Origin of the sequence: Acidovorax soli (assembly GCF_014207955.1) — a bacterium.
In the GTDB taxonomy this organism is placed as follows: Bacteria; Pseudomonadota; Gammaproteobacteria; order Burkholderiales; family Burkholderiaceae_C; genus Acidovorax; species Acidovorax soli_A.
In genome coordinates this window covers 312,003-333,267 of the sequence record NZ_JACHLK010000007.1, presented here as the reverse complement: position 1 = coordinate 333,267, position 21,265 = coordinate 312,003, and the positions used below count along the sequence as shown (strand labels likewise).

Genomic DNA, 21,265 nt, shown 5'->3' with positions numbered 1-21,265 from the left:
GCACGCCCGGCCCGCACGGGGTGCGTGTCCCCGCGCGGCGGCGCGAAGGCCTGCTCAGGGCTTGCTGCGGGTGGCCACGGGGGGCGGCAGCTCCTTGGCCTGCAGCATCTGCACCTGGGTCACGAGCTTGTTGTGCGCGTCGAGGAAGGCAGCGGCGATCACCTTGCCCTCGTTGGTATTGCTCCAGCCGGCACCGCCCGCGCCGCCCATGCGGCCCCAGAGCAGGCCGGCCGCCCCCAGGTCGGTGCTGCGCGCAGCACCCGTGGCGGCCGCCACCTGCTCGGTGGTCTCGTTGTCGGTGAGCAGCAAGGCGGTCTGAGCCTCCTTGAACTTCACCTGCTCTACCAGCCCCACCAGGCCGGCGATGTCACGCAGCACCGGAATCATGGCGATGATGCCGGCGATGCTGCGGCCTGCGTCCTGCTCGCTGAAAGTCAGGCTGGGTGTGAGCGTGTACTGCGCCTCGTAGCCCTTGCCCTTGGCCACTGTGGAGTTCTTGCGCAGGATGCCGGCGTCCTTGAGCTCCTGCTCCTGCACCGTGCCGCGCAGGCCGGCCGCACGGTCGACGATGCGAAAGCAGCCGCTCTGCTGGGCGATAAGCCGGATCAGCGGCACGGGCGAAGCCGGCAACTGGTAGCTGCTGGACATGGTGTAGCCGTTCGGGTTCTCGGCCAGCGCCAGCGTGGCCACGGGCTGGCTGCACTGGGTCAGTTCCTTGGCGGCATCCTTGGCCCCGGCCGGGCCGGCCGAGCCGGTGACCACCGAGCCGCCCTGGCCCAGCTCGGTCTTCTTTTCACCGCAGCCTGCGAGCAGCAGGGCCGCGGCCGCTGCCAGCACGAAGGGAACGCTCACGGAAGGACGCATGGAATACCTCGGATCGACTCGAAAAGGAAACACAGGGGGCCCCTCCAAGAAAAAAGCGGCACCGGCCCGAGGCCGCTGCCGCTTTCATCAGGGGTGCCCGGTCATGGGGATGACAGGCTTGCCCGCTCAGGCCCCAGCCGTCGTCTTCACGGCATCCGGGTTGCGCAGGCGGATGTGCAGCTCGCGCAACTGCTTTTCGTCCACGGGCGACGGGGCCTGGGTCAGCAGGCACTGGGCGCGCTGGGTCTTGGGGAAGGCGATCACGTCACGGATCGACTCGGCGCCGGTCATCAGCGTCACGATGCGGTCCAGGCCGAAGGCCAGGCCGCCGTGCGGGGGCGCACCGTACTGCAGCGCGTCCAGCAGGAAACCGAACTTCTCCTTGGCTTCCTCGGGCGAGATCTTGAGCGCGTCGAACACCTTCTGCTGCACGTCGGCACGGTGGATACGGACCGAACCGCCACCCATTTCCCAGCCGTTGAGCACCATGTCGTAGCCCTTGGAGATGCACTTCTCGGGCGCGGTGACCATCCAGTCCTCGTGGCCGTCCTTGGGGCTGGTGAAGGGGTGGTGCACCGAGTTCCAGCGCTGGTTGTCCTCGTCGTACTCGAACATCGGGAAGTCCACCACCCACAGCGGGGCCCAGCGGTCCTCGAACAGGCCGTTCTTCTTGCCGAATTCGCTGTGGCCGATCTTGATGCGCAGCGCGCCGATGGCGTCGTTGACGATCTTTTCCTTGTCGGCACCGAAGAAGATCAGGTCACCGTCCTGGGCGCCCGTGCGCTGGAGGGTCTCGTTGAGCGCCGCGTCATGGATGTTCTTGATGATCGGGCTTTGCAGGCCTTCACGGCCCTTGGACAGGTCGTTGACCTTGACCCAGGCCAGGCCCTTGGCACCGTAGATCTTGACGAACTCGGTGTAGGCGTCGATCTCGCCGCGCGACAGGCCGGCGCCTTCCTTGGCACCGCCGGGCACGCGCAGGGCGACCACACGGCCGTTCTTCATGTTGGCGGCGCCCGAGAAGACCTTGAACTCCACGTCCTTCATCACGTCGGTCAGCTCGGTGAACTCGAGCTTCACGCGCAGGTCAGGCTTGTCCGAACCAAAGCGGAAGGCCGCGTCCTGGTAGGTCATGACCGGGAACTCGCCCAGGTCCACGCCCAGCGTGTTCTGGAACACCGTCTTGATCATGCCCTGGAACATGTCGCGGATGTCCTGCTCTTCCATGAACGATGTTTCGATATCGATCTGGGTGAACTCGGGTTGGCGGTCGGCACGCAGGTCTTCGTCGCGGAAGCACTTGGTGATCTGGTAGTAGCGGTCGAAGCCGGCCACCATCAGGAGCTGCTTGAACAGCTGGGGCGACTGGGGCAGCGCGAAGAACTGGCCATCGTGCACGCGGCTGGGCACCAGGTAGTCGCGCGCGCCTTCGGGCGTGCTCTTGGTGAGCATGGGGGTCTCGATGTCCACGAAGCCGTTGGCGTCGAGGAACTTGCGCACTTCCATGGCCACCTTGTAGCGCAGCATCAGGTTGTTCTGCATGTAGGGGCGGCGCAGGTCCAGCACGCGGTGCGTGAGGCGCGTGGTTTCGCTCAGGTTCTCTTCATCGATCTGGAACGGAGGCGTGACCGAGGGGTTGAGCACGTTGAGTTCATGGCACAGCACTTCGATCTGGCCGCTCTTGAGCTTGTCGTTGGTGGTGCCGCTGGGACGCGCACGCACCACGCCCTTGACCTGTACGCAGTATTCGTTGCGCACTTCTTCAGCGGTCTTGAACATCTCGGCGCGGTCGGGGTCGCACACCACCTGCACATAGCCTTCGCGGTCGCGCAGGTCGATGAAGATCACACCACCGTGGTCGCGGCGGCGGTTCACCCAGCCCGAGAGGGTGACGGTTTGGCCCAGAAGGGCTTCGGTCACAAGACCGCAGTAGTGGGAACGCATGGCCATGGCAGAACTTCCGGCGCCCCTCGGGCGCATTGACAAAAAGGGTTACTTACTTGGGCGGCAACTGGGTGGGGTCGACCGGAGCGACCACACCCATGGAAACAATGTACTTGAGCGCGGAATCCACGCTCATGTCGAGCTCGACGCAGTCGCTCTTGCGCAGCATCACGAAGTAGCCGCCCGTCGGGTTGGGGGTCGTGGGCACATACACGCTCACGAATTCATCGCGCAGGTAGGCCGCCACCTCACCGCCGGGCGCGCCGGTGACGAAGGCCACCGTCCAGACGCCTTCGCGTGGCCACTGCACCAGCACGGCCTTGCGAAAGGCGTTGCCGTTCTCGGAGAACAGGGTGTCGGAAACCTGCTTGACGCTGGAATAGATCGAGCGCACCACCGGAATGCGGTGCACCAGGGCATCGCCCCACTGCACCAGCTTGCGGCCGGCGAAGTTGCTGGCAATGGCACCCACCACGAGCAGGATGGCCAGCGTGAGCACCACGCCGAAGCCGGGCACGTGCACGCCCAGCACCCGGTCGGGCTGCCAGGCCTCGGGCAGGATCTGCAGGGTCTGGTCCAGTGTGCTGACGATCCAGTGCAGCACCCACGCGGTGATGACACCGGGCACGATGACCAGCAGACCGGTGAACAACCATTTGCGCAGCGAGGGCATCAGCAAGCTCAGTCCTTGGAGGTGGAGCCGGCACCGGCGCTTGGCGCACTGGTGCTGGAGGCGGTGTCTTTCTTGGCGGGTTCCGCGCTGGCCGCTGGGGCTGCGGCCGGGGCATCGCCGCCCTTGGCGTCGGTGGCTGGAGCGGACGTACCGCCACCGCTACCGCCCCGGAAATCCGTGACGTACCAGCCCGAACCCTTGAGCTGGAAGCCCGCAGCCGTCACCTGCTTGGAAAATGCCTCGGCGCCGCACGCCGGGCACACGGTCAGCGGTGCGTCGGAGATTTTTTGCAGCACGTCCTTGGCATGGCCGCAGGAGCTGCATTTGTAGGCGTAGATAGGCATGTCGAGCGCGTCGTTGAAGGCAAAAGTGCAAAACCCTCAATTATAGGCGTGCGGCCCCCCGGGGGCCACGGTGGGTGGTTTCACCGCACGCAGGGTGCCTCGACCCGTTACTCGACGCCCACCATGCGGTGGTGGCCGGCATGGCTGTTGCGCAGCATCTGGGGCAGGAGCGAGCCCGCCACCATGCCCACGACGGCGGCCAAAAGGCCGGCGAGTTGCGCCGGGAACACTTCGCCCCAGGAGGTATTGAGCAACAGCAGCCAGGTGCCCAGGCCGAGCACGATGGCGAAGACAGCGCCCTGCGTGGTGGCACGCTTCCAGTACAGGCCCGCCACCAGCGGCACGAAGGCGCCCACCAGCGGTACCTGGTAGGCACCCGAGACCAGTTCATAGATGGAGGTGCCCTGCATGCGGATCGCATAGGCCAGCACGCAGCCACTGAAGACCAGGGTAGTGATGCGCATGGTGCGCAGGTGCTCCTTGTCCGTCATCGTGGGGCGGAACTGGCGCCAGATGTTCTCGGTGAAGGTGACGCTGGGCGCCAGCAGGGTGGCCGAGGCCGTGGACTTGAGCGCCGAGAGCAGTGCGCCGAAGAACAGCACCTGCATGATGAAGGGCATCTTGGCCATCACCAGCGTGGGCAGCACTTTCTGCGGGTCTTCCTTGAGCAGGGTGGCGGTTTCGCCGGGCATGATGATCAGCGCGCTGGCCACGAGGAACATGGGCACGAAGGCGAACAGGATGTAGCAGATGCCGCCGATCACCGGGCCGCGCGTGGCGGCCTGGATGCTGTTGGCCGACATGACGCGCTGGAACACATCCTGCTGCGGGATGGAGCCGAACATCATGGTCAGGCCCGCGGCGATGAAGAACACCACGTCGTGGAACTTGGGCTCGGGCAGGAAGCGGAACAGCTCGCGGTTGGAGGCGAACTCGATGACCTTGTCGGCGCCGCCGGCCATGTTGCCGGCGAACACGGCGATGATGGCCAGGCCCACGACCAGGATGATCATCTGGATGAAGTCGGTCACCGCCACCGACCACATGCCGCCGAACAGCGTGTAGGCCAGGATGGACACCACGCCGATGGTCATGCCCACGGGTATGCTGATGGCGCCGCCCGAGAGCAGATTGAACACCAGGCCCAGCGCCGTGACCTGCGCCGACACCCAGCCCAGGTAGCTGAGCATGATGATCAGCGAGCAGACGATCTCGACCAGGCGGCCGTAGCGCTCACGGTAGTAGTCGCTGATGGTGAGCAGCGTCATGCGGTAGAGCTTGGCCGCGAAGAACAGGCCCACCAGGATCAGGCAGAAGCCCGCGCCGAAGGGGTCTTCCACCACGCTGCCCAAGCCGCCCTCGATGAACTTGGCCGGGATGCCCAGCACCGTCTCGGAGCCGAACCAGGTGGCGAAGGTGGTGGTGATGATCATGTACAGCGGCAGATGCCGCCCGGCGATGGCGAAGTCCGCCGCGTTCTTCACGCGCCGGGCTGCCACGAGGCCGATGGCAATGGTGATCAACAGATAGACAATGACCAGGGTCAACAGCACGGCATGCTCCTCGATGTCGCGAAGGGGTGGAAAGGTGAACGAAGCCTAGAAGATCCGCAAGCGCGCAAACACTTGCAACTGCTGTACCAGCAGCAGCGCCACCCAGCCCAGCACAAAGCCGGCCCCGGTGTAGATGACGGCGTTGAGCAGGCGGTTGGTGCGTTTTTGCTCGGCCAGCAGTTCCAGCAGTTCGCGCTGGTGGTCCTGGGGCCGGTTGCGCAGGTAGTCGTGCAGCAGGCGTGGCAGCTCGGGCAGCATCTTGGCGAAATGCGGGCTCTCGGCCTGGATTTCGCGCAGCAGGCGCTGCGGCCCCATCTGCTCGAGCATCCATTTCTCCAGAAAGGGCTTGGCCGTGCTCCACAGGTCGAGCTCGGGGTCGAGCTGGCGGCCCAGGCCCTCGATGTTGAGCAGCGTCTTTTGCAGCAGCACCAGCTGGGGCTGGATCTCCACGTGGAAGCGACGCGAGGTCTGGAACAGGCGCATCAGCACCATGCCCAGCGAAATCTCCTTGAGCGGCCGGTCGAAATACGGCTCGCAGACGGTGCGGATCGCCGATTCGAGGTCGTTGGCGCGCGTATCGGGCGGCACCCAGCCGCTTTCGATGTGCAGCTCGGCCACACGCTTGTAGTCACGGCGGAAGAAGGCCGTGAAGTTCTGCGCCAGGTACTCCTTGTCGAACTCGGTGAGCGTGCCCACGATGCCGAAATCGAGCGAGATGTAGCGCCCGAAGGTCGCCGCATCCAGGCTCACCTGGATGTTGCCCGGGTGCATGTCGGCGTGGAAGAAGCCGTCGCGGAACACCTGGGTGAAGAAGATGGTGACGCCGTCGCGCGCCAGCTTGGGGATGTCCACCCCGGCATCGCGCAGCCGCTCGATCTGGTTGATGGGCACGCCGTTCATGCGCTGCATCACCATCACCTCGGCGTGGCAGAAGTCCCAGAAGATCTCGGGAATCAGCACCAGGTCCAGGCCGGCCATGTTGCGGCGCAGCTGCGCGGCGTTGGCCGCCTCGCGCACCAGGTCCAGCTCGTCGTGCAGGTAGTTGTCGAACTCGGCGACCACCTCGCGGGGCTTGAGGCGCTTGCCATCGGCCGAGAGGTTCTCGACCCAGCCGGCCATCATGCGCATCAGTGCCAGGTCCTTCTCGATCACCGGCAGCATGCCCGGGCGCAGCACCTTCACGGCAACCTCGCGCTCGATGCCCTGGCGGTCGCGCAGGGTCGCAAAATGCACTTGGGCAATCGAGGCGCTGGCCACCGGTGTGCGGTCGAAATGCGTGAACACCTGGTCCACCGGGCGGCGGAAGGCGCGCTCGATGGTGGCGATGGCGATGTCCGGGTGGAACGGCGGCACCCGGTCCTGCAGCAGGGCCAGCTCATCGGCGATGTCCGCCGGCAGCAGGTCGCGCCGGGTGGACAGCACCTGGCCGAACTTCACGAAGATGGGCCCCAGGCGCTCCAGTGCCTCGCGCAGGCGCTGGCCGCGCGGCGCATCGAGGTTGCGGCCGATGGAGACGATGCGCGAGACCAGGCGCAGCCACGGCTTCTGGAAGCTGTCGAGCACCAGCCCGTCCAGCCCGTAGCGGAACACCACCCAGAGGATGGATGCACCCCGGACGAATTGCTTCATGGACCGGTCCGGTCTGCGCTGGTGCTGCTGGGGTTGCCCGGCGCAGGGACCGGTGCCGAGGTGCTGCCGCCGGCGGCCGGCGGAACGCGCGAGCCCACGAACTGGCGCAGCGCCTGCGCGGCCTTGCGGGCCACTTCGCTGATGGTGTGCGCCGGCGCATCCCCCACCACGCGCGAAAGGTCTTCTTCCAGGTCCCAGCGCACGTTGTCCACCAGCCAGTTGATTTCGGCCGCCAGCTGCACATCGCCCTCGATGCGGATGGCGGGCTTGTCGCCGCGCAAGGCGGCCTGAGCCAGCGCCAGGGGCGAGGTGTCGGTCACTTCGAGCAGCAGGTCGGGCACGGCGCCTTCAGGCGCCAGGTTCAGCAGCCCGGCCGGCGTGATCACCAGCGCCATGGAGAACATGCGCCACTGCACGCGCGCCACACGCCCGCGCTGGCGCACCAGGCGGTCCATGGCTTCCCGCTCCTGCATGAGCACATGGTTCAGGAACAGCACCAGCCGCTGCTGCACCTCGTGCACGAGCCATTGCGGCGGCTGCGGGCCGGCAGCCAGGCGCTCAAAGAGGCCATCCAGGAACGAAAAAGGGGACTGTGTTGCCATAGTCCCCGATTATTCCCTGAACTTGGCCCAAAACAGGGGTTTTGGGCCGATCCGAGTTGATTTACAAAGCCGCTGCGCTCACTGCAGGGCCTGCACACCGGCCACGAGCCAGCCGCTGGCACCGCTCTTGGCCTTGGTCATGTTCCATACTTCGCGGAAGGGGCTCGGGCCGGCCGAGAGCTCTTCGCGGATCATGCCCGAGAACTCCACGCTGGCCATGTAGCCGTCGTCCAGCTCTTCAATGCCCAGCAGTTGCGCCTCGATCATCACCACGTCGGTGTGGTTGGGCTCGGCGCCGCGGTGCGTCTCGCGCTCGGCCAGCTGCGAACGGATTTCCTCAAGCATGCCGTCGGTCATCATGGAACGCAGGGTGGAGATGTCCGAGCGGTCCCACGCAGCCTGCAGGGTCACGAAATTGCGCTTGGCAGCCGCCAGGAAACCGGGCGTATCAAAGCCCTCGGGCACACCCCAGTTCTGCGAACCGGACAAGGCGGCGCCGGCGGCGGCACCGGTCAGGCCGGAACCGATCACCACGCCCGAACCGGCAGCTCCGGCCGCAGCCGGCTGCGCACGCGCGGCATCGAAAGCCATGCTGTTGCGCTCCCAGGGGCGAGCCGAGGCGTCGTTGCCGACATTGTTGGGGCTGTACTGCGGAGGCACCTGGGCCGCCGCCGGGGTGGCTGCGCCCGCGCCCTGGAAGGCGAAGGGTGCGCCGCCTGCAGACACGCCGCCCTGGTTGCCGCCGCCATTGCGCATGCGCATGACCATCTTGAAGATGGCAAACGCCGCCACGGCGAGCAGCAGGATCATGAGGATGTTGCCGAAACCTGCACCCAGGCCCAGCGAGCTGGCCAGCCAGGCCAGGCCCAGGCCCGCGGCCAGGCCACCGAGCATGGCGCCCCAGGGCTTCTTCGGGGCAGCGGCAGCGGCCGGTGGCGTCGCTGGCGTGGCGGGCTTGTTGGCCGCGTTGTTGGCGTTCTGGGCAGGGCCGGCGGGCGCCGCGGATTCGCGCTGCGTCACGTTGCTGGACTGCTTGCCCACGGAGTTGCCGCCACCCAGGCGGCGGGCGTCGGCATCTGCATGCGCGAACGCCAGCATTGCCACCAGAACCACAGACCACAGTTTCATCATGTCATCTCCATCTTGTATACGGCCGAACTTTGCCGTTCAGCACTTGATTCCAACATGCAAGGCCACTATGCCGCCAGTCATGTTGTGATAGTCCACATGCCCAAAGCCAGTTTGCTGCATGAGGCTTTTGAGCTCTTCCTGCCCTGGGTGCATGCGGATGGACTCGGCCAGGTAGCGGTAGCTCGCGTCATCGCCGGCCACCAGCTTGCCCAGTTGCGGCAGCACCTTGAAGGAATACCAGTCATAGACCTTGGTCAGCGGCTTGGCGACCTTGGAGAACTCGAGCACCAAGAGCTTGCCGCCCGGCTTGAGCACACGGCACATCTCGCGCAGCGCAACATCCTTGTGCGTCATGTTGCGCAAACCAAACGCCACGCTCACCACGTCGAAGTGCGCATCGGGGAACGGCAGCTTCTCGGCATCGCAGACCAGGGTGGGCAGCACCACGCCCGCGTCGATCAGGCGGTCGCGCCCGGTACGCAGCATGGCTTCGTTGATGTCGGTGTGCACCACGCGGCCGGTGGCGCCGACCTTCTTCGAGAAAGCCAACGCCAGGTCGCCCGTGCCGCCCGCGATGTCCAGCACCTGGCTGCCCTCGCGCAGGTTGGCCACCATCACGGTGTAAGCCTTCCAGGCGCGGTGCAGGCCCGCCGACATGAGGTCGTTCATGACGTCGTACTTGGACGCCACCGAATCGAACACGCCGCGCACATGGCGCGCCTTGTCCTGTTCGTCGACCGACTGGAAACCGAAGTGGGTGCTGCTCATGGGATTCATGCTAGGCGCGTGCGCGCCAGAGGTACAGCGACAACCCCGCACTGAAACGGGGCATCTGCCGCAGGGGTGGAGAAAGTCGGGGCATCAAAAGACAGGCGAAACCTGTCCGTGCATACCCTGTTTGCTATTGTAAGGAGAGCACCAAAGGCCGGTGCGCCGGGCGCCACGATGGTGCGCGCGGGCCACAGTGCGGGCTCGACCGGGCTCAGTGGCTGCCGCAGGCGTGGCCACCGCCCCCGCCCTTCGGGGCCATGGGCGCATCGCGGCCCACTCCGGCGGCGGCAAGCCGGCTCTCGTACTGCGCCCACAGCGCGGCCTGCTGCTGGCCCAGCTCGTACAGGTAATCCCAGGTGAAGATGCCCGTGTCGTGCCCGTCCGAGAACGTGGGCTTGACGGCATAGTTGCCGATGGGCTCCAGACTGTCGAGCGTTACCTCGCGCTTGCCGGTCTGCAGCACCTCCTGGCCCGGGCCATGGCCCTGCACCTCGGCCGAGGGCGAGTAGACGCGCATCAGCTCGAACGGGATGCGGAAGGCCGCGCCGTCCGAGAACACCACTTCGAGCACCCGCGACTTGCCGTGCACCGTGAGTGCCTGCGGCGTGGGCGAGCCCGCTTTCAAACCTGCCATGGATATCACCTCGAAAAACGGCCTGGCGACGATTGCCAGGCCGGCCCACATTGTCCCACCCGGGGTCTGCCTCAGTGGCCAAGCCCCTGCAGCGCGGCCACCATCGCCGCCTCGGCGGCCGGCAGGCGCGCGCGCAAAGCGGCCTCCTCGGCAAGCGGACTGGGCCGCTGGGCAGCGGCCCACACGGGCGCCGGGAAATGGCTGTCCCAGGCGAAGCGTGCAATCACGTGCCAGTGCAGGTGCGGCACCATGTTGCCCAGCGCCGCCAGGTTGACCTTGGTGGGCGCCAGATGGTCGCGCAGCGCCCGCTCGACGGCCGTGACGGCCTCCATGCAGTGCACGCGCTCGGCCGCCGACAGGTCCGAGAACTCGGCCGCATGGGCTGCCCACACCACGCGGTAGAAGGCCGGAAAGCCGGCCTCATCGGCGCGGATGACGCGCAGGCGCTCACCGCGCCAGACCAGCGTGCCGCCATCGGCGGCGCACAGGGGGCAGGCGATGCGTTCGCTCATACCAGCACCCGCTCGATGCCACCCGCGTTGGCGCGCTCCACGTACTCGGGCATCCAGTTCTCGCCCAGGATCTCGCGCGCCATCTCCACCACGATGTAGTCGGCTTCGAGCAGACCGTTGTTCAGGTCGTCCTGGTAGCGGTTCAGGCCTTGCAGGCAGCTCGGGCAGCTGGTGAGGATCTTCACGTTGTCCTGCGCCCCCACGGCGCCGCTGGCGCGCAGCGCGGCCTCGCCCTTCTTGATCTCCTCTTCCTTGCGGAAGCGGATCTGGGTGGAGACGTCCGGGCGCGTCACGCCCAGGGTGCCCGACTCGCCGCAGCAGCGCTCGCTCTTGAGCACCTGCTCGCCCACCAGGGCCTTCACGGTCTTGAGGCCGTCCTGCTGCTTCATGGGGCTGTGGCAGGGCTCGTGGTACAGGTAGGCACCCTTGCCCTGCAGGGCGATGCCCTTTTCGAGCAGGTATTCGTGGATGTCGATGATGCGGCTGCCCGGGAAGATCTTGTCGAACTCGTAGCCCTGCAGCTGGTCGTAGCAGGTGCCGCAGCTCACCACCACGGTCTTGATGTCCAGGTAGTTGAGCGTGTTGGCCACGCGGTGGAAGAGCACCCGGTTGTCGGTGATCATCTTCTCGGCCTTGTCGAACTGGCCGCTGCCGCGTTGCGGGTAGCCGCAGCACAGGTAGCCCGGCGGCAGCACGGTCTGCACGCCCGCATGCCAGAGCATGGCCTGCGTGGCCAGGCCCACCTGGCTGAACAGGCGCTCCGAGCCGCAACCGGGGAAGTAGAACACCGCCTCGGCCTCGGCCGTGGTGGCCTTGGGGTTGCGGATGATGGGGACGTAGTCCTTGTCCTCGATGTCCAGCAGCGCGCGCGCGGTGCGCTTGGGCAGGCCGCCGGGCAGCTTCTTGTTGATGAAGTGGATCACCTGCTCCTTGACCGGTGCGGTGCCCACCGTGGCCGGCGGCTTGGCGGTCTGCTTGCGGCCGACCTTGCGCAGCAGGTCCACGGCCATGCGCTGGGCCTTGAAGCCCACGTCCACCATGGCACTGCGCATGAACTTGATGGTCTCGGGGTTGGTGGCGTTGAGCATGGTCATCGCCAGCGCATTGCCGGGGCGGAAGGTCTTCTTGCCCATCTTGCGCAGCAGGTTGCGCATGTTCATGGTGACGTCGCCGAAGTCGATCTTCACCGGGCAGGGGCTGGCGCACTTGTGGCAGACCGTGCAGTGGTCGGCCACGTCCTCGAACTCCTGCCAGTGCTTGATGCTCACGCCGCGGCGGGTCTGCTCCTCGTAGAGGAAGGCCTCCACCAGCAGCGAGGTGGCCAGGATCTTGTTGCGCGGGCTGTACAGCAGGTTGGCGCGCGGCACGTGCGTCGCGCACACGGGCTTGCACTTGCCGCAGCGCAGGCAGTCCTTGACCGAATCGGCAATGGCGCCGATGTCGCTTTGCTGCATGATCAACGACTCGTGCCCCATGAGGCCGAAGCTCGGCGTGTAGGCATTGGTCAGGTCGGCATGCAGCAGCGCCGGGTCGCGCGCCTGGCCACCCGGGGTGGCGTCCATGGCCAGCACCGGCGCGGCATCGCGCAGCAGCTTGCCCTTGTTGAAGCGGCCTTCGGGGTCCACGCGCTGCTTGTACTCGGCGAACGGGCGCAGCTCGTCGTCGGTCAGGAATTCGAGCTTGGTGATGCCGATGCCGTGCTCGCCCGAGATCACACCATCGAGGCTGCGCGCCAGCACCATGATGCGTTCCACCGCCTCGTGCGCGGTCTGCAGCATCTCGTAGTCGTCGCTGTTGACGGGGAGGTTGGTGTGCACATTGCCGTCGCCGGCATGCATGTGCAGGGCCACCCAGACGCGGCCCTTGAGCACGCGCTTGTGGATGGCCGTGGCCTCGTCGAGGATGGGCTTGAAGGCGGCGCCGGCAAAGATGGTCTGCAGCGGCGCACGCAGCTGGGTCTTCCAGCTGGCGCGCAGGGTGTGGTCCTGCAGCTGCGGGAACAGGCTGTCCACGTTCTGCAGCCAGGTGGCCCAGAGCGTGCGCACCTCGGCCACCAGGGCGATGGCCTGGGCCACGCGGTCCTCCAGCAGCTCGGCCGAGGGGATTTCATTGGCGTCGTCGTGCTTGCCCAGGGGCAGGTTGCCGCGCTCGAAGAAGTCGGTGAGCGCATCGCACAGCTTGAGCTTGTTGCGCAGTGACAGCTCGATGTTGATGCGCTCGATGCCGTCGGTGTACTCGGCCATGCGCGGCAGCGGGATCACCACGTCTTCGTTGATCTTGAAGGCGTTGGTGTGGCGGCTGATGGCGGCCGTGCGCTTGCGGTCCAGCCAGAACTTCTTGCGCGCCTCGGGGCTGATGGCGATGAAGCCCTCGCCGTTGCGCGAGTTGGCGATGCGCACGACCTCGCTGGTCACACGCGCCACTTCGTCGGCGTCGTCGCCCGCGATGTCGCCGATCAGCACCATCTTGGGCAGGCCGCCGTTGCCCTTCTTGCTCTTGGTGGCGTAGCCCACCGCCTTGAGGTAGCGGTCGTCCAGGTGTTCCAGCCCCGCCAGCAGCACGCCCGAGCGCTTTTGCTCGGCGAACATGTAGTCCTTGATCTCGACGATGCTCGGGACGGCGTCCTTGGCGTTGCCGAAGAACTCCATGCACACGGTGCGCGTGTGCTCAGGCATGCGGTGCACCACCCAGCGCGCGCTGGTGATCAAGCCGTCGCAGCCCTCTTTCTGGATGCCGGGCAGGCCCGAGAGGAACTTGTCGGTCACGTCCTTGCCCAGGCCTTCCTTGCGGAAGGTCTTGCCCGGAATGGACAGGCGTTCGGTGCGCACCGGGGTCTTGCCGTCGGCCTCGAAGTACTGCAGCTCGAAGGTGGCGGTCTCCACGTCGTGGATCTTGCCCATGTTGTGGTCCAGGCGCGTGACTTCGAGCCACTGCGCCTGCGGCGTCACCATGCGCCAGCTGGCCAGGTTGTCCAGCGCCGTGCCCCACAGCACGGCCTTCTTGCCGCCCGCGTTCATGGCGATGTTGCCGCCGATGCACGAGGCCTCGGCGCTGGTCGGGTCCACGGCGAAGACGAAGCCTGCGCGCTCGGCCGCGTCGGCCACGCGCTGGGTGACCACGCCGGCCTCGGTCCATACCGTGCCCACGTCGCGGTCCATGCCCGGCAGGCGGCGCATCTCCACCTCGGTCATGGCCTCGAGCTTTTCGGTGTTGATGACCACGCTCTTCCAGGTCAGCGGGATGGCGCCGCCGGTGTAGCCGGTGCCGCCCCCGCGCGGGATGATGGTCAGACCGAGCTCGATGCAGCCCTTGACCAGGGCGGCCATCTCGGCTTCGGTGTCGGGCACCAGCACGACGAAGGGGTACTCCACACGCCAGTCGGTGGCGTCCGTCACGTGGGACACGCGCGACAGGCCGTCGAACTTGATGTTGTCCTTGGCCGTCAGGCGCCCCAGCGTGCGCTGGATGCGCCGGCGCAGCTCGCCCGCCTGCACGAAGGTGGCGTTGAAGGCAGTCACCGCCTTGCCGGCGGCTTCGACCAGTTCGCCCACCAGGCGGTCGCGCCCGGCGTCGTCGCCCGGGGTGCGGCGCTTGTCGATCTCGGCCAGGCGGTGCTGCAGGGCTTCCACCAGCTGCTTGCGCCGGCCGGGGTTGTCCAGCAGGTCGTCCTGCAGGTAGGGGTTGCGCTGCACCACCCAGATGTCGCCCAGCACCTCGTAGAGCATGCGGGCGGAGCGCCCGGTGCGCCGTTCCTTGCGCAGCTGGTCGAGCACCTCCCAGGAGGCGGAGCCCAGCAGGCGGATCACGATCTCCCGGTCGGAGAACGAGGTGTAGTTATAGGGGATCTCGCGCAGACGCACAGGCTCGGCGGCCTGCGTCTGCAAGGCAGCCAACGCTATCGGAACATTCATGGGGGTCTACCTGGGGTGGGCGCCGCGCGCCCATGAGCCTCGGGGGCGTGATTTTACGCCAGAGGCCCGATCGGCGCTGGGCGGGGCCCTCTCCCGCCCCGCTTTCCGCTCAGAACAGCACGCGGCTGCGCAGCGTGCCGGTGACGCCGGCCAGCTTGTCCAGCGCCAGGTCGGACGAGGCCGCGTCGATGTCGATCACCACGTAGCCGATCTTCTCGTTGGTCTGCAGGTACTGCGAGGAAATGTTGATCTGGTTGTCCGAGAAGATGCGGTTGATCTCCGACAGCACGCCCGGCACATTGCGGTGGATGTGCAGCAGGCGGTGCTTGCCGGGGTGGGCCGGCAGCGCCACTTCCGGGAAGTTGACCGACGAGGTGCTGGTGCCGTTGTCGCTGTACTTGACGAGCTTTTCGGCCACTTCCAGGCCGATGTTGGCCTGGGCCTCCATGGTGGAGCCCCCCACGTGCGGGGTGAGGATCACGTTGTCCAGGCCGCGCAGCGGGGACAGGAACTCGTCCTTGTTGGTGCGCGGCTCCACCGGGAACACGTCGATCGCCGCGCCCAGCAGCTTGCGCGCCTTCAGGGCCTCGGCCAGGGGCTCGATCTCGACCACCGTGCCACGCGCGGCATTGATCAGGATGCCGCCGGGCTTCATGGCCGCGATCTCGGCAGCGCCGATCATCCACTGGGTGGAGGGCAGCTCGGGCACATGCAGGCTCACGATGTCGCTTTGCGCCAGCAGGTCGTGCAGATGGTGCACCTGGCGCGCATTGCCCAGGGGCAGCTTGTTGACCACATCGAAGAAGGCCACCTGCATGCCCAGGGCCTCGGCCAGCACCGACAGCTGCGTGCCGATGGAGCCGTAGCCGACGATGCCCAGGGTCTTGCCGCGGATCTCGTAGGCGTTGTCGGCCGACTTGAGCCAGCCGCCACGGTGCGCCACGGCATTCTTCTCGGGAATGCCGCGCAACAGCAGAATGGCCTCGGCCAGCACCAGCTCAGCCACCGAGCGGGTGTTGGAATACGGGGCATTGAACACGGCAATACCGCGCTCGCGTGCGGCATCCAGGTCCACCTGGTTGGTGCCGATGCAGAAGCACCCCACGGCCACGAGCTTGTGGGCCCTGGCGAAGACCTCCTCGGTCAGCTGGGTGCGCGAGCGGATGCCCAGGAAGTGCACATCGGCGATCTTGGCCTTCAACTCTTCGTCGGGCAGGGCGCCGGAGACGGTCTCGATCTGGGTGTAGCCCGCAGAGCGCAGCACGTCCACCGCCGAGGGGTGGATGCCTTCGAGCAGCAGGAATTTGATCTTGTTCTTGTCCAGAGAGTTGTTGGCCATGGCAGTTGGTGGTTGCTGAGGAATGGGAACGAACGGGTCTTGCGCGCTGCGCACCGAAGGTGTGCAGCGCAAGCACCACTATGCACCAAGGATGGTGCAATGCACAAAACCTTGCAACGCTCCGTGAATGGCAAAATCCTGTCACATAAGCGTCACAATCGGACACACTGCGTCCAACGCAAGGGGATTTCCCCAGTTGTGACCACTACAGTGCTGTGCGACAACGACATATCACTGTCACAAGGGCTGCCTAGCATGCGCCCTTTGTGCATTTCGCCATCTCCGGAAGGAACCATTCATGCAACTCAAGCAACTGGCACTGTCTGCTGCCATCGCCCTGTCCGTCTGCGCCCCCGCGCAGGCCCAACAAGTAGAAATCCAATGGTGGCACTCCATGAGCGCCGCCCTGGGCGACTGGGTGAACGATCTGGCCAAGCAGTACAACGCCAGCCAGACCAAGTACAAGGTCGTGCCCACCTACAAGGGCACCTATGACGAGTCGATGACCGGCGCCATCGCGGCCTTCCGCGCAGGCAATGCGCCCCACATCATCCAGGTGTTCGAAGTGGGTACCGCCACCATGATGGCCAGCAAGGGCGCCATCGTGCCCGCCGCCAAGGTGCTCAACGACGGCGGCTTCAAGTTCGACCCCACCCAGTACGTGTCGGCCGTGGCCGGCTACTACACGGCACCCAACGGCCAGATGCTGAGCTACCCGCTCAACAGCTCGACCACCATCTTCTATTACAACAAGGACGCCTTCAAGAAGGCCGGCCTGGACGCCGACAAGCCGCCCAAGACCTGGCCTGAAGTGTTCGCAGCCGCCTCCAAGCTCAAGGCCAGCGGCCACAGCTGCCCGCTCACCACCAGCTGGATCAGCTGGACGCAGCTGGAGAGCTTCTCGCTGTGGCACAACACGCTGTTCGCCTCCAAGAACAACGGCTTCGATGGCAATGACGCCCAGCTGCAGATCAACACACCGCTGCACGTGCGCCACTTCGAGAACCTGGCCAAGGCCTCCAAGGACGGCAGCTTCGTCTACAAGGGCCGCGGCAACGCGCCTGACGCCTCCTTCCCCTCGGGCGAGTGCGCGATGATCACCGGTTCGTCGGGCCTGTACGCCCGCGTGGCCAAGGAAGCCAAGTTCGCCTACGGCATCTCGGCCCTGCCCTACTACGACGACGTGAAGGGTGCCCCCCAGAACACCGCCATCGGCGGTGCCAGCCTCTGGGTGATGTCCGGCAAGAAGGCCGAGGAATACAAGGGCGTGGCCGATTTCCTGAACTTCCTGAACGACACCAAGGTGCAGGCCGCCAGCCACCAGCGCACGGGCTACCTGCCCGTGACCACGGCGGCCTACAAGCTGACCGAAGCCTCCGGTTTCTATGAGAAGAACCCTGGCACCGATGTGGCCGTGACGCAGATGATCCGCAAGGCGACCGACAAGTCGCGCGGCATCCGCCTGGGCAACTTCGTGCAGATCCGCACCATCATCGACGAGGAAACCGAGCAGATCTGGTCGGGCAAGAAGTCGCCCAAGGAAGCCCTGGACACCGCCGCCACCCGCGGCAACGAGCAACTGGCACGCTTCGCGCGCGCCAACAAGTAAGCAGGCAGCCCCGCCTGCGGGCAGCCATCCCGGCACACCGGCCGGGACGCTGCCGAAAGCCCGCCTCCCTCGCAAACCGACCTGGTTTGCTGGTTGGCGGGTTGTCTTTTTGAGAGTCTGGACATGGAAAAACGCGTTCTCTTTCGCTCCGCGTGGCTGCCGTGGGTGCTCATTGCCCCCCAGTTGGTCATCATCAGCGTCTTCTTCTTCTGGCCCGCCGGCCAGGCCCTGGTGCAATCCTTCCAGATGCAGGACAGCTTCGGCCTGTCCAAGGAATGGGTGGGCCTGGACAACTTCAAGGCCCTGTTCGAAGACCCGGGCTACCTGGCGTCGTTCAAGACCACGGCCTTCTTCTCGGTCCTGGTGGCCGCGGTGGGCATCTGCCTGTCGCTGATGCTGGCGATCTTTGCCGATCGCATCATCAAGGGCGCCATCGTCTACAAGACCGCACTGCTGCTGCCCTATGCCGTGGCCCCCGCCGTGGCCGGCGTGCTGTGGATGTTCATGTTCTCGCCGTCGCTGGGCGTCGTGGCCTACATGCTGCGCCAGTCGGGCTTCAACTGGAACCACATGCTCAACTCCGACCACGCCATGTCGCTGATCGTGATCGCAGCCGTGTGGAAGCAGATCTCCTACAACTTCCTGTTCTTCCTCGCGGGCCTGCAGTCCATCCCCAAGTCGCTGATCGAAGCGGCGTCCATCGATGGCGCCGGGCCCTGGCGCCGGTTCTGGAGCATCCAGTTCCCGCTGCTCTCGCCCACCACCTTCTTCCTGCTGGTGATCAACGTGGTCTACGCCTTCTTCGACACCTTCGCCATCGTGGACTCGACCACGCAGGGCGGCCCGGGGCGCGACACCGCCATCCTGGTCTACAAGGTGTACCACGATGGCTTCAAGGCCATGGACATGGGCGGCTCGGCTGCGCAGTCGGTGGTGCTGATGGCCATCGTGGTCGTCCTGACCGTCATCCAATTCCGCTACGTCGAAAAGAAAGTCCAGTACTGATATGGTTGAACGCAGCCCTTATCTCACCGCGTTCTCGCACCTCATCATGGTGCTGGGCGTGATCATCGTCGGCTTCCCGCTGTACCTGGCCTTCGTGGCCTCCACCCACACGGCGCAGGACATCGTGCAGGTGCCCATGCCCATGGTGCCCGGCAGCAACTTCTGGCAGACCTACCACGACGCGCTGTTTGGCGGCGGCACCGGCGCGGGCTCCACCGCGCCGGTGGCACGCATGATGTGGGTGAGCTTTGTCACCGCCATCGTCATCACGGTGGGCAAGATCGCGATCTCCCTGCTCTCGGCCTTTGCCATCGTCTACTTCCGCTTCCCGTTCAAGGGCATCTGCTTCTGGCTGATCTTCATCACGCTGATGCTGCCCGTGGAAGTGCGCATCGGCCCGACCTACCAGGTGGTGTCGGACCTGGGCATGCTCAACAGCTATGCGGGTCTCACGGTGCCGCTGATCGCATCGGCCACGGCCACCTTCCTGTTCCGCCAGTTCTTCCTCACGGTGCCCGACGAATTGGTCGAAGCCGCCCGCGTGGACGGCGCCGGCCCCATGCGCTTCTTCAAGGACATCCTGGTGCCGCTGTCGCGCACCTCGATTGCCGCACTGTTCGTGATCCAGTTCATCTACGGCTGGAACCAATACCTGTGGCCGCTGCTGGTGACCACTTCGGAAGACATGTACCCCGTGGTCATCGGCATCAAGCGCATGCTGGCCGGCGGCGATGCGGGCAACGAGTGGAACATCGTGATGGCCACCGCCCTCCTGGCGATGCTGCCCCCGGCCTTCGTGGTGGTGGTCATGCAGCGCTGGTTCGTCAAGGGCCTGGTGGATACCGAGAAATAAAGACAAAGCCAACCCGACAGCCCCTATCGCCCTATTCAACTGCGTTAGCAGCTACTAATTCAATAGCAAAATGGCATCTCTTTCCTTTCGCAACATCATCAAGCGCTACGGCGTGGGCCCCAAGGCCAACCAGGTCATCCATGGCGTGAACGCCGAGGTCAAGGATGGCGAGTTCATCGTCATCGTCGGCCCCTCAGGCTGCGGCAAGTCCACCCTGCTGCGCATGGTGGCCGGCCTGGAGGAAATCTCGGGCGGCGAGCTGCGCATCGGCAGCCGTGTGGTGAACGACCTGGAACCGGCCCAGCGCGACATCGCGATGGTGTTCCAGAACTACGCGCTCTACCCGCACATGACGAACTTCGAGAACATGGCCTACGGCCTGAAGATCGCCAAGGTGCCCAAGGAAGAAATCAAGGCGCGCGTGGACAAGGCCGCCAAGATCCTGGAGCTCGGTCACCTGCTCGAACGCAAGCCGCGCGAGCTCTCGGGCGGTCAGCGCCAGCGCGTGGCCATGGGCCGCGCCATCGTGCGCCAGCCCCAGGTCTTCCTGTTCGACGAGCCGCTGTCCAACCTGGACGCCAAGCTGCGCGCCCAGACCCGCCTGGAAATCCAGAAGCTGCACCGCGAACTCGGCATCACCAGCCTGTTCGTGACCCACGACCAGGTCGAGGCCATGACCCTGGCCGAGCGCATGATCGTGATGAATGCCGGCAACATGGAGCAGTTTGGCACGCCCGAGGAGGTCTACCACACGCCGGCCTCGACCTTCGTGGCCAGCTTCATCGGCTCGCCGCCCATGAACCTGCTCAAGAACGCCCCGGGCGGCAAGGAAGGCGCCATCCTGGGCATCCGCCCCGAGCACCTGGACGTGGGCAGCGACGGCTGGGCCGTGACGGTGGAGACCGTGGAGCTGCTGGGCGCCGAGCGCCTGATCTACGGCCGCCTGAACGGCGAGCAGATCATCGTGCGCGTGGAAGAAGGCACGCATTCGCCCGCGCCCGACACGGTGATCCACGTGGCGCCGCGCCCTGACCGCCTGCACAGCTTCGACGCCGCCTCGGGCAAGCGCATTTCGGCATGACCGGGCTGCAGACCACGGCCTGGCCCTACCCCCGCTGGATCGCCCACCGGGGCGCGGGCAAGCTCGCGCCCGAGAACACGCTGGCGGCCTTTCGCCTGGGCGCGCAGCATGGCTACCGCATGTTCGAGTGCGATGCCAAGCTGAGCCGCGATGGCGTGCCCTTCCTGATGCACGACGCCACGCTGCAGCGCACGACCAATGGCCACGGCACCGGCGGCGACCTGGACTGGAGCGCTTTGTCGCAGCTCGATGCAGGCGGCTGGCATTCACGCGCCCACGCCGGCGAGCCCCTGCCCACGCTGGAAGCCCTGGCCCGCTACTGCATCGCCAACGGGTACTTGCTGAACATCGAGATCAAGCCCACACCCGGGCAGGACGAGACGACCGGCCGCGTGGTGGCCGAGGCTGCCGCCCGGTTATGGCAGGGGCAGGCCGTGCCGCCGCTGCTCTCCTCCTTCCAGCCCGCAGCGCTGGCCAGCGCCCGCAATGCCGCGCCCCAGCTGCCGCGCGCCTTGCTGGTGGACGTGCACCGCCAGGGCTTCGTGGACGAGGCCGTGGGCCTGGGCTGCGTGGCGATTGTCTGCAACCACGCGCTGTGGGATGTCGCCCTGGTGGCCACCGTGCAAGGCCAGGGCCTGCGCGCCCTGAGCTACACCGTGAACGACCCCTGGGCCGCCCAGCGCCTGATCGACCTGGGCACGGACGGCATCATCACCGACCGGGTCGACCTGTTCAGCCCGGCGGGCTGATCCTGCGTTCCCGCCCGCCCCGGGCTGGAACACTCTCTCACAGGCCGCGCCGCAGGGGCCG

General features: G+C 66.1%; 18 protein-coding genes. 5 read left to right on the top strand and 13 right to left on the bottom strand.

Translation table 11 applies throughout. From position 1 onward, the window contains the following. Positions 1 to 54: 54 nt before the first annotated feature. From HNP48_RS19105 to serA, 13 genes are all read right to left on the bottom strand, one after another. Positions 55 to 864 carry a curli production assembly/transport component CsgG gene (locus tag HNP48_RS19105; protein WP_184859890.1) on the bottom strand — a complete coding sequence of 270 codons (810 nt, stop codon included), beginning with the start codon at positions 862 to 864 and terminating at the stop codon, positions 55 to 57. Positions 865 to 990: 126 nt separating this feature from the next. Next, positions 991 to 2,814, bottom strand: a complete 1,824-nt coding sequence (aspS, locus tag HNP48_RS19100; RefSeq protein WP_184859888.1) for an aspartate--tRNA ligase — start codon at positions 2,812 to 2,814, stop codon at positions 991 to 993. A gap of 46 nt (positions 2,815 to 2,860) precedes the next feature. Next, the gene (locus HNP48_RS19095; protein ID WP_184860021.1) at positions 2,861 to 3,481 is read right to left on the bottom strand and encodes a DUF502 domain-containing protein; all 621 of its coding nucleotides are present in this window, start codon (positions 3,479 to 3,481) and stop codon (positions 2,861 to 2,863) included. An 8-nt stretch (positions 3,482 to 3,489) separates the two neighbouring features. Then, complete coding sequence (locus tag HNP48_RS19090; RefSeq protein ID WP_184859886.1) at positions 3,490 to 3,825, bottom strand: FmdB family zinc ribbon protein; 336 nt, start codon at positions 3,823 to 3,825, stop codon at positions 3,490 to 3,492. A 107-nt stretch (positions 3,826 to 3,932) separates the two neighbouring features. Further along, complete coding sequence (locus HNP48_RS19085; protein WP_184859884.1) at positions 3,933 to 5,378, bottom strand: sodium:solute symporter family protein; 1,446 nt, start codon at positions 5,376 to 5,378, stop codon at positions 3,933 to 3,935. A 45-nt stretch (positions 5,379 to 5,423) separates the two neighbouring features. Beyond that, a complete protein-coding gene (gene ubiB, locus HNP48_RS19080; RefSeq protein ID WP_184859881.1) occupies positions 5,424 to 7,007 on the bottom strand; it encodes a ubiquinone biosynthesis regulatory protein kinase UbiB in 1,584 nt (527 codons plus the stop codon). Further along, positions 7,004 to 7,609, bottom strand: a complete 606-nt coding sequence (locus HNP48_RS19075; protein WP_184859880.1) for an SCP2 domain-containing protein — start codon at positions 7,607 to 7,609, stop codon at positions 7,004 to 7,006. Before HNP48_RS19075 ends, ubiB begins: the two co-directional genes overlap by 4 nt. Positions 7,610 to 7,687: 78 nt before the next feature. Beyond that, positions 7,688 to 8,740 (bottom strand): Tim44 domain-containing protein, encoded by a 1,053-nt coding sequence (locus HNP48_RS19070; protein WP_184859878.1) that lies wholly within the window; start codon positions 8,738 to 8,740, stop codon positions 7,688 to 7,690. A 36-nt stretch (positions 8,741 to 8,776) separates the two neighbouring features. Continuing rightward, complete coding sequence (gene ubiE / locus HNP48_RS19065) at positions 8,777 to 9,508, bottom strand: bifunctional demethylmenaquinone methyltransferase/2-methoxy-6-polyprenyl-1,4-benzoquinol methylase UbiE (protein WP_184859876.1); 732 nt, start codon at positions 9,506 to 9,508, stop codon at positions 8,777 to 8,779. 214 nt (positions 9,509 to 9,722) lie between these two features. Next, entirely contained in the window at positions 9,723 to 10,145 is a 423-nt protein-coding gene (locus tag HNP48_RS19060) for a gamma-butyrobetaine hydroxylase-like domain-containing protein (protein ID WP_184859874.1), read from the bottom strand. Between the two features lie 71 nt (positions 10,146 to 10,216). After that, positions 10,217 to 10,657, bottom strand: a complete 441-nt coding sequence (locus tag HNP48_RS19055; RefSeq protein WP_184859872.1) for an HIT family protein — start codon at positions 10,655 to 10,657, stop codon at positions 10,217 to 10,219. Beyond that, the gene (locus HNP48_RS19050; RefSeq protein ID WP_184859870.1) at positions 10,654 to 14,568 is read right to left on the bottom strand and encodes an FAD/FMN-binding oxidoreductase; all 3,915 of its coding nucleotides are present in this window, start codon (positions 14,566 to 14,568) and stop codon (positions 10,654 to 10,656) included. The genes HNP48_RS19055 and HNP48_RS19050 overlap by 4 nt, the downstream gene beginning before the upstream one ends. 109 nt (positions 14,569 to 14,677) lie before the next feature. Then, the gene (serA, locus tag HNP48_RS19045; protein ID WP_184859868.1) at positions 14,678 to 15,907 is read right to left on the bottom strand and encodes a phosphoglycerate dehydrogenase; all 1,230 of its coding nucleotides are present in this window, start codon (positions 15,905 to 15,907) and stop codon (positions 14,678 to 14,680) included. 298 nt (positions 15,908 to 16,205) lie between these two features. On the opposite strand from serA, the gene ugpB reads away from it, so the two are divergent. From ugpB to ugpQ, 5 genes are all read left to right on the top strand, one after another. Beyond that, positions 16,206 to 17,516, top strand: coding sequence for a sn-glycerol-3-phosphate ABC transporter substrate-binding protein UgpB (ugpB, locus tag HNP48_RS19040; RefSeq protein ID WP_184859866.1), 1,311 nt, complete (start codon positions 16,206 to 16,208; stop codon positions 17,514 to 17,516). Between the two features lie 123 nt (positions 17,517 to 17,639). Further along, positions 17,640 to 18,521, top strand: a complete 882-nt coding sequence (gene ugpA / locus HNP48_RS19035; protein WP_184859864.1) for a sn-glycerol-3-phosphate ABC transporter permease UgpA — start codon at positions 17,640 to 17,642, stop codon at positions 18,519 to 18,521. A gap of 1 nt (position 18,522) precedes the next feature. Beyond that, on the top strand, positions 18,523 to 19,374 hold the full coding sequence (gene ugpE, locus HNP48_RS19030) for a sn-glycerol-3-phosphate ABC transporter permease UgpE (RefSeq protein ID WP_184859862.1): 852 nt from the start codon (positions 18,523 to 18,525) through the stop codon (positions 19,372 to 19,374). Positions 19,375 to 19,444: 70 nt separating this feature from the next. Continuing rightward, the gene (locus HNP48_RS19025) at positions 19,445 to 20,455 is read left to right on the top strand and encodes a sn-glycerol-3-phosphate import ATP-binding protein UgpC (RefSeq protein WP_184859860.1); all 1,011 of its coding nucleotides are present in this window, start codon (positions 19,445 to 19,447) and stop codon (positions 20,453 to 20,455) included. Further along, positions 20,452 to 21,204 carry a glycerophosphodiester phosphodiesterase gene (gene ugpQ, locus HNP48_RS19020; RefSeq protein ID WP_184859858.1) on the top strand — a complete coding sequence of 251 codons (753 nt, stop codon included), beginning with the start codon at positions 20,452 to 20,454 and terminating at the stop codon, positions 21,202 to 21,204. The genes HNP48_RS19025 and ugpQ overlap by 4 nt, the downstream gene beginning before the upstream one ends. Positions 21,205 to 21,265: the final 61 nt, after the last annotated feature.

Coding starts and splice junctions, on each gene's coding strand:
- HNP48_RS19050 (WP_184859870.1), bottom strand. CDS start 14,568: ATGAATGTTCCGATAGCGTTGGCTGCCTTGCAGACGCAGGCCGCCGAG.
- HNP48_RS19075 (WP_184859880.1), bottom strand. CDS start 7,609: ATGGCAACACAGTCCCCTTTTTCGTTCCTGGATGGCCTCTTTGAGCGC.
- HNP48_RS19095 (WP_184860021.1), bottom strand. CDS start 3,481: ATGCCCTCGCTGCGCAAATGGTTGTTCACCGGTCTGCTGGTCATCGTG.
- HNP48_RS19025 (WP_184859860.1), top strand. CDS start 19,445: ATGGCATCTCTTTCCTTTCGCAACATCATCAAGCGCTACGGCGTGGGC.
- aspS (WP_184859888.1), bottom strand. CDS start 2,814: ATGGCCATGCGTTCCCACTACTGCGGTCTTGTGACCGAAGCCCTTCTG.
- HNP48_RS19090 (WP_184859886.1), bottom strand. CDS start 3,825: ATGCCTATCTACGCCTACAAATGCAGCTCCTGCGGCCATGCCAAGGAC.
- serA (WP_184859868.1), bottom strand. CDS start 15,907: ATGGCCAACAACTCTCTGGACAAGAACAAGATCAAATTCCTGCTGCTC.
- ugpA (WP_184859864.1), top strand. CDS start 17,640: ATGGAAAAACGCGTTCTCTTTCGCTCCGCGTGGCTGCCGTGGGTGCTC.
- ugpE (WP_184859862.1), top strand. CDS start 18,523: ATGGTTGAACGCAGCCCTTATCTCACCGCGTTCTCGCACCTCATCATG.
- HNP48_RS19105 (WP_184859890.1), bottom strand. CDS start 864: ATGCGTCCTTCCGTGAGCGTTCCCTTCGTGCTGGCAGCGGCCGCGGCC.
- HNP48_RS19070 (WP_184859878.1), bottom strand. CDS start 8,740: ATGATGAAACTGTGGTCTGTGGTTCTGGTGGCAATGCTGGCGTTCGCG.
- ubiB (WP_184859881.1), bottom strand. CDS start 7,007: ATGAAGCAATTCGTCCGGGGTGCATCCATCCTCTGGGTGGTGTTCCGC.
- ubiE (WP_184859876.1), bottom strand. CDS start 9,508: ATGAGCAGCACCCACTTCGGTTTCCAGTCGGTCGACGAACAGGACAAG.
- ugpQ (WP_184859858.1), top strand. CDS start 20,452: ATGACCGGGCTGCAGACCACGGCCTGGCCCTACCCCCGCTGGATCGCC.
- HNP48_RS19060 (WP_184859874.1), bottom strand. CDS start 10,145: ATGGCAGGTTTGAAAGCGGGCTCGCCCACGCCGCAGGCACTCACGGTG.
- ugpB (WP_184859866.1), top strand. CDS start 16,206: ATGCAACTCAAGCAACTGGCACTGTCTGCTGCCATCGCCCTGTCCGTC.
- HNP48_RS19055 (WP_184859872.1), bottom strand. CDS start 10,657: ATGAGCGAACGCATCGCCTGCCCCCTGTGCGCCGCCGATGGCGGCACG.